The 4,134-nt window shown below is 48.3% G+C and carries 5 protein-coding genes; 1 reads left to right on the top strand and 4 read right to left on the bottom strand.

Annotated features, from left to right (window positions below; all coding sequences use genetic code 11):
- A partial coding sequence (locus tag A3751_RS22725) for an SCO family protein (RefSeq protein ID WP_369821237.1) occupies positions 1-208 on the top strand: 208 nt, incomplete at its 5' end.
- A gap of 9 nt (positions 209-217) precedes the next feature.
- Here A3751_RS22725 and A3751_RS08985 read toward each other — a convergent pair.
- From A3751_RS08985 to A3751_RS08970, 4 genes are all read right to left on the bottom strand, one after another.
- Positions 218-1,069, bottom strand: a complete 852-nt coding sequence (locus tag A3751_RS08985; RefSeq protein ID WP_068454630.1) for a hypothetical protein — start codon at positions 1,067-1,069, stop codon at positions 218-220.
- 65 nt (positions 1,070-1,134) lie between these two features.
- A complete protein-coding gene (locus tag A3751_RS08980) occupies positions 1,135-1,872 on the bottom strand; it encodes a divergent polysaccharide deacetylase family protein (protein WP_068571771.1) in 738 nt (245 codons plus the stop codon).
- Positions 1,873-2,033: 161 nt separating this feature from the next.
- Complete coding sequence (locus A3751_RS08975) at positions 2,034-3,407, bottom strand: S41 family peptidase (RefSeq protein WP_082863136.1); 1,374 nt, start codon at positions 3,405-3,407, stop codon at positions 2,034-2,036.
- 17 nt (positions 3,408-3,424) lie between these two features.
- Positions 3,425-4,134, bottom strand: a 710-nt coding sequence (locus A3751_RS08970) for a murein hydrolase activator EnvC (protein WP_231876863.1), incomplete at its 5' end; no start/stop codon positions are given.

The following is a 4,134-nucleotide window of genomic DNA, read 5'->3' as shown; positions in this document are numbered from 1 at the left end:
GGTTAAAACGCACGCAGTTGCGAAGCAATACGGCACCTATTTCATCAAGGCGCCTCTTCCCAGCGGAAGTTCCGATGACCCGACACAGTATACGGTTGACCATACAGCGTACTACTTTGTCGTTGATGCCGACGGTGAATTACAGCGGGTGCTTGAGCACAACGCGAAACCCGAAGAGCTAGCGGAGGCGCTGCGCGCTTTATTGTAGCTGCCGCGCTCACGCAACCTGGCTTTGCTTTCCGGGTAATAGCGCCGTTTCCGTTTTGCAGTTGATGAGCATCAATGGCGCGTTATCTTCGTTGCGCAAAAAGCCTTCGATATGATAATCGTCCGTTCTCTGTTTCATTAGACCCTCAGACGAGTTGTCGGTACTGAAGTTAGACCAATCATAATCAATAATATCTTTAATATTATCGAGCCTGAGCGCGGACACTCGCCCTTGATCGTGTTCAACAAATAGGATGATAGGCCGAACGCTATTTTCAGCGCGCTCTTTCGCTTGCTGAAGATGATTGTGAAATGCCTTAAGGCTATTCTCTTGAGTTCGCTTGAGCAGTATCAGCGCTTGATCCTGATTCGCCAAAATCTGACAAATACGTTCTAGGTCTCTTTGTAATTCTTTGCAGGGCTCTTCTAGGCTGTTTATAACTTCAGTGAGCTCCGCATTGGTGTTTGAATAGGTGCGTGTCCACTTGAGCAACTCTTCGACTTTTGCTGGCTTCGTCGGCGCGCTGGACTGATGTTGAATGGCGGTTTCGATTTGATCAATCCAATTGAGATGCGCGACTTCATAGTCATCCAAGTCTGTCATCAGAGCGGACATACGATTTTGATGATCATCGGAGCCAATGAGCTTGTTGAAGTCATAAAGCTCTACCGTGTTGTTTTGATAAGTGATGACTTCATGGTTGAAACTGTTGAGTTCATCAAGCTGAATGTTGCGTTTTACATCCTTCTCGATGTACAGCACTTGCTGGAGTGGAATCGCAAAGGCGGCATCCTTGGTCGAGAACGTAATGACAGACAGTTTATTGTCCTTAAAGAGCGCATATGCACTTTCTTCACTCATGAGCCTTCCTCCATAGCGCTCGCGCTAATCGACTTAAAATAGTGAAGCTAAGTATAGACGGTGCTTTAAAACTCTCCAGAAAAAGCCAGATTTGATTCGCGGGGCCGTTGTTGGCTGGGAAACATTGCACGATGGGGGTGCTTCATTTGCCATAAGCCACTTGCTGTCGCGATGGTGATGCCTCGTTCGCCAAGGCTTGGAAGCACCTCTTGAAGAAAATCTATTGTGACTTTATGAGGGTGTGCGATGGCGATCGCTTGGCCTTTCCTTTGGGCGATATCGAGCAGTTTTTCAAACTGCTTCTCGACGTAGTCGGGGGTTTGCTCATGGTCTAGAAATACATCGCGCACCATGGTTGGAATGCCGTAGCGTTTAGCGGTGCTCGCCGCGACTGAGCTAGCCGAGGTTTTACTATCCAAGAAATACAAAGGGTATGAGGATACCAACTCCATCACCCAAGACATGGCTTTTGGATTCTGCGTTAAGGCACTGCCCATGTGATTGTTGAGTCCTACTAGGTGCGGAATGCCGACAATACTGGTTTGTAAGCTTCGCTGAACCGCAACTTTGTCCATGTCAGAGGTGAGTCCGCCAAAGCCCAGAGGAAACTGCCGAGTATTCTCCATTGGCGCATGAAGCATCACTTCTTTCCCAGCAAGATACGCTCTTTTTGAAAGTGCCAATGTGTATTTTCGTCCGGGTAAAAAAGACAGGGTAAGTGGGTAGGGCATGTCGACAAGCGCTTTACCGCGCTCATAGTGGTGACCTAGGTCATCAATTACTATCGCGATGCTAATTGGCATCGTGGACTCGGCAGATGCTCTATCATTGAAACCCGAGAGCAATGCGATGGCGAGCGCAACAGAGAGCGAGCGCTTCGTCTTACCGATGAGTCCATCGTGTTTGTAGAGGGTTGAAAAAAGCCCAGCGGTTGGCCGGGCTGATCGAAGAGCGCGCAAAATAATTAGATCTCGATTTTGAGAATATCGATCGCCTTCAAAAGGCTGATGGCCTCCTGAAGCTGGAAATCTCTTTCGAGCGCTTCTTTACGACGCTTTTGATCTGCATCTAGCTCATTATCTTCTTCTTCGCTGGACTCTGAACCGTCGTTACTTAAGTGTCCCTCAAGGTCCGCTTCGCGATAAAAGTCTTGCTCTTGCTTGTCGCTCAACTTAGCGCGGTTGACGGTAATGTCAGGCACGATGCCTTGCGCCTGAATTGAACGACCATTTGGTGTGTAATAACGAGCGGTTGTCAGCTTCAGAGCATGATCTTCGTCTAATTGCAGAATGTTTTGGACAGAACCTTTACCAAAACTCTGTGTGCCCATAATTACGGCACGATCGTGATCCTGGAGTGCGCCGGCCAAGATTTCGGACGCCGAAGCCGATCCACCATCAATGAGGACGATCACGGGCTTTCCTTCTAATGCATCGCCTGCTTCTGCGCTAAAGCTGAGCTGCGCGATCTCTGAACGACCTTTCGTATAGACAATTAAACCTTCATCCAAAAGCTCGTCCGCCATTTGAACCGCAGCTTGTAGCACGCCACCCGGATTATTGCGCAGATCGATGATCAAACCTCGCAGCTCTTCGGCTTCTTCTTTGAGGCTAGCTAATTTGTTGGAAAATTGCTCACCAGAATTTGCTTGGAATTGCGAAACGCGCAGGTAGCCATAATGCTCATCAAGTACCATTGAGCGAATACTTGGAGTTTTGATTTCAGCACGCGTGAGTGTCATTTGAATGGGTTCGCGAGTGCCTGAACGTACTAGTTTGATCTTGATTTTAGTGCCCACTTCGCCACGCATCTTATCGACCGCCTGATCTAGGCTCATTCCCTTGACCGGCTTATTGTCGAGCTCAATAATTAAATCCCCAGCCTGGATGCCGCCCAATTGAGCGGGGGTCTCATCGATTGGTGCAATGACTTTAACGAAGCCATTTTCCATTCCAACCTCGATGCCAAGTCCGCCAAATGAGCCTGAAGTGCTTACTTTTAAATCATCGTAGGCGGTAGGTTCCAAATAGGCTGAATGCGGATCAAGACCACTCAACATGCCTCTGATGGCGTGTTGCAGTAACGCGGTGTCATCAATTTCTTCTACGTAGGCCGCTTTTATCTTTCCAAATACGTCTGCAAATTTGCGTAGCTCATTCAGCGGGAGAGGTGCTGGCTCTTCGGCCTCTTGCTCTGCGACACCTTGTGCGGCGCTTTCGTCCAACTCTACCTGGTCTGAAATAGTCTGTTCTTGCTCTGCCGGGATTTCTTCGGCTATAGCGGCGCCACTAAGGCTAGCGAAAACAATAACGAATGCACTTATCAGTTTGATCTTCATTCAAGTAATCCTGATGTTTATCTTTTAAGCCAGCGAAGAGGGTTTTGCGGCTTTCCGTTTTTACGTATTTCAAAGTATAGACTGGCTTGGCTGCGACCACCGCTATTACCTGCATAGGCGAGCACTTCGCCTGGGCGCACCCAATCACCAGCTTCTCTGAGTAAACTTTCATTGTTGCCGTAAAGGCTAAGATAGCCATCCCCATGATCAATAATAATCAAAAGTCCAAAGCCCCTCAGCCAATCGGAAAACACGACATGTCCGTAATGCACCGCTGACACTTTTGCGTCTTCTCGTGCAGCAATACGTATGCCGTTTGAGCGTAATTTGCCAAGCGCCTGACGACTGCCGAAACGTTCGATGACTTTACCACGAGTAGGCCAGGGAAGCTTTGCCTTTTGCTTGCGAAACGGGGTGGATTCATCAGGGAGTTTCAGTTCTGATATGCTCTTCTCAACTTCACGTAGAAGTGTTTCAAGTCTTGTCTGATTTTGTTTGAGTTGTTCCAGCTCAGAGGTCTTGTTCTGTATGCTTTTCTCGACTTTCGCCAGAGTGAGCTTTCTTTGTGCGCTCTGCTGCTCTAAGAGCTTTCTCTTGGTTTGCAGCGTTTCTCTCGCCGCATTTACCTCTGTCTGACGTCGTAAGATTGTCGCCTGAGTATCTTCTAAATGTTCGACGTCGCGCATGAACTGCGCGACTTTTTCGCTGCGTGCTTTATGGACGTAAT

Source organism: Oleiphilus sp. HI0080, from assembly GCF_001635135.1.
Note: the sequence above shows the minus strand (reverse complement) of the source record. Positions and strands in the feature narration are given on the sequence as shown.

What these genes read in the sequence shown, in the direction of transcription:
- A3751_RS08985 (WP_068454630.1), bottom strand. Translation starts at nt 1,069, where the DNA reads ATGAGTGAAGAAAGTGCATATGCGCTCTTTAAGGACAATAAACTGTCT.
- A3751_RS08980 (WP_068571771.1), bottom strand. Translation starts at nt 1,872, where the DNA reads ATGCCAATTAGCATCGCGATAGTAATTGATGACCTAGGTCACCACTAT.
- A3751_RS08975 (WP_082863136.1), bottom strand. Translation starts at nt 3,407, where the DNA reads ATGAAGATCAAACTGATAAGTGCATTCGTTATTGTTTTCGCTAGCCTT.